This window comes from Mesorhizobium sp. M7A.F.Ca.MR.176.00.0.0, assembly GCF_004023165.1.
In the GTDB taxonomy this organism is placed as follows: domain Bacteria; phylum Pseudomonadota; class Alphaproteobacteria; order Rhizobiales; family Rhizobiaceae; genus Mesorhizobium.
On record NZ_RZTC01000158.1, the window covers coordinates 1 to 2,500 of the forward strand.

2 protein-coding genes (1 of these 2 cut by a window edge) are annotated in these 2,500 nt (G+C 63.4%); one reads left to right on the plus strand and one right to left on the minus strand.

Annotation, left to right across the window (positions count from 1 at the left end):
• Positions 1–954, plus strand: a 954-nt coding sequence (locus EOB59_RS31490; protein ID WP_128290059.1) for an MFS transporter, incomplete at its 5' end; no start/stop codon positions are given.
• Positions 955–960: 6 nt separating this feature from the next.
• Here EOB59_RS31490 and EOB59_RS31495 read toward each other — a convergent pair.
• On the minus strand, positions 961–2,500 hold the 3' portion of the coding sequence (locus tag EOB59_RS31495; protein ID WP_164748944.1) for a M23 family metallopeptidase. Its footprint extends 428 nt past the window's final position; 1,540 of the gene's 1,968 nt are visible here — the last part of the coding sequence; its start codon lies beyond the right edge, outside the window — the gene reads right to left on this strand; it ends in the stop codon at positions 961–963.

A 2,500-nucleotide genomic window follows, 5' to 3' on the forward strand; every position in this document is an offset into this window, starting at 1 on the left:
CTGCTGGCCAAGGTTCCTGCCGATACGCCGACGGAGAAACGCAGCCTGGATCTCGGTGGTGCAGCGCTCGCGACATTGGCCTTCGGCGCGCTTGCCTATGGGCTGACCTCGATGAGCGCCAGCGGCGAGGGCCTCATGGCAGGGCCGAGCATTGCCGCAGGCGTCGTACTGCTGGCTGTCTTCATCGTTTTCGAGCTTCGGCAGCGCGAGCCGATGATCGACCTCAGCCTGTTTCGCGTCGGTGCTTTCGCCGGCGCCAATGTGGCGACATTCTTCCTCTATTTTGCGCTATCGGCCAACCTTTTCTATCTGCCGATGCTGCTGATCGCCGGCTGGGATCTGAGCACGGCCGAGGTCGGCTTCATCTTCCTGCCCTTGTCGGCATTGATCGCGCTTTTGTCGGGACCGGTCGGCAAGCTTTCGGACCGGATCGGACCACGTTTTCCGATCGCCTGCGGCAGCTTGGTCGTGGCTTTCGCGTTTGCCGGGCTGGCCTTGCTCACCTACGCCGGTATCCACAATTTCTGGATTGGAATATTCCCGCTGATGGCGCTGATGGGGCTCGGCATGGCTCTGGTCGTGTCGCCTTTGTCGACCGCGATCATGACGGCGGTGGAAGACAAGGACACGGGGGCCGCCTCCGGCATCAACAATGCCGTCTCACGCATCGGCGGTCTGATCGCGGTGGCGGCGATGGGCTCGCTTGCCGCATGGGTTTACGCGAATGCGCTGGACGCGAGCGCAACGTCCGCCATCCCAGGATTTGGTGAACCGGCGCCAGCCGGGCTTGCGCCGGCCATCGATGCGGCGAGGCTCGCCGCCAGCGATGCCGCTTTTGCCGCGGTTTCTTCGGTGACTGCGCTGCTTTGCCTGCTTGCGGCTGTCATCGCCTGGACGACCATTCCCGGTGAGCGATTGCCATGGCCGCGACAGGCCGAAGATCGGCAAGGCTGAAGCGGGTCAACCGTCGATCTTGGCGCTCGCAACCTTCAGCGAATCGCTGTCTTCCTGCTTCAGCAGTTCGTCGATGCGCTCGCGTTCGCGCTTGAAGGCGACGAGGTCATCGCCCTTCAGCACCTTGCCGACCGGCAGGCGGACACGCATCGGATCAACCTTGGTGCCGTTGACGATCAGCTCGTAGTGAAGATGCGGGCCGGTGGCGAGGCCGGTCTGGCCGAGGAAGCCGATGGTCTGGCCCTGGCGGACGTGCACGCCCGGTTCGATGCCTTTGGCAAAGGCGCTCTGGTGATTGTATGATGTCTCATAGCCATTGGCATGGCGGATGATGATCTGCTTGCCGTAGCCGCCGGCCCAGCCGACCTTCTCGACCGTGCCGTTGCCGGCGGCGATGATAGGCGTGCCGATCGGCGCGGACCAATCGACGCCGGTGTGCATGCGGACATAGCCGAGGATCGGATGCCTGCGGGCGCCGAAACCGGAGCGGAATTTCCCGGCGGGCAGGGGATTGCGCAACAGGAACTGCTCGGCGCTCGAGCCGTCCTCATCGAAATAGTCGGTGCCGCCGTCCTGCATCTGGAAGCGGTAGAAGTTGCGGGTCTGGCCGCCGAACGTCGCCGAGACGTAAAGAAGCTCGGAGCTGTCCGAGGTCTGGTCGTCACCGTCGGGCTGCGAGAACAGGACTTCGATGCGGTCGGCGGGGCTGAGGCGGGATTGGAAGTCGACGTCGGACGCCAGCAACTTGATCAACCGCTGCGTCATCGCCTTGGACATGCCGTAGGAATAGGCGGCGCGGTAGATGCCGTCATAGACGTTGGGCAGGTTGCCGCGCACCACCACGGGCGCCGACGAATCATCGAAGGCCGTCAGCAATTCGGGGTTCGGATCCGGTTCCTGCGCCGGCACATACTGGCCGCGATCGTTGAGCGCGATGGTGACGATGTGCTGGGTCCGGTCATAGACGCTGGTGCGCACGACCTTGGCGGCATCGCCGTGAACCTCAAGGCCGACACGCAGCACGGTTCCAGCCTTGAGCGCTGTTGCGTTGAGCAACTTGGCGATAGCTTCGGCCATTCCGGTGGCATCTTCACCCGTGTAGCCCGAATTGGCAAAAGCCTCGGTGACGTCGAGATCCTTGGTGAAGGGGATGATTTCCTCGGCGAAAGCCGGCGCCTGGTCGTCAACAGTGGCACGGGGCGCCACCGAGACATTTTCCGGCACGATCTTGACGTCGTAGGAGCCCGCCATGCTCTCGGCAAAAGCTTCGCCGAATCGCTGCGGGTCGACATAGTGAAGTGAAGCGACCTGCACGGCGCCGTCGCTGAGGTCGGTGCCGGCTTCGCGCACCACTTTTTCCACCTCGTCGGCGGAGAGGTCGCTCTTTTCGTCGAAGGAAGCTGTTTCGATCGGAAAATCGACGGTCTTCAGGCTCATCTCGCTTTCGACCTTGGCGCCGTAGATCTGGCCGGAAGCGGCAGAGGCCGTCGCCGGCTGGGCATTGTCGTCGCTGTCGTCGCCGAACACCTGCATCGGGTCGAAGGGT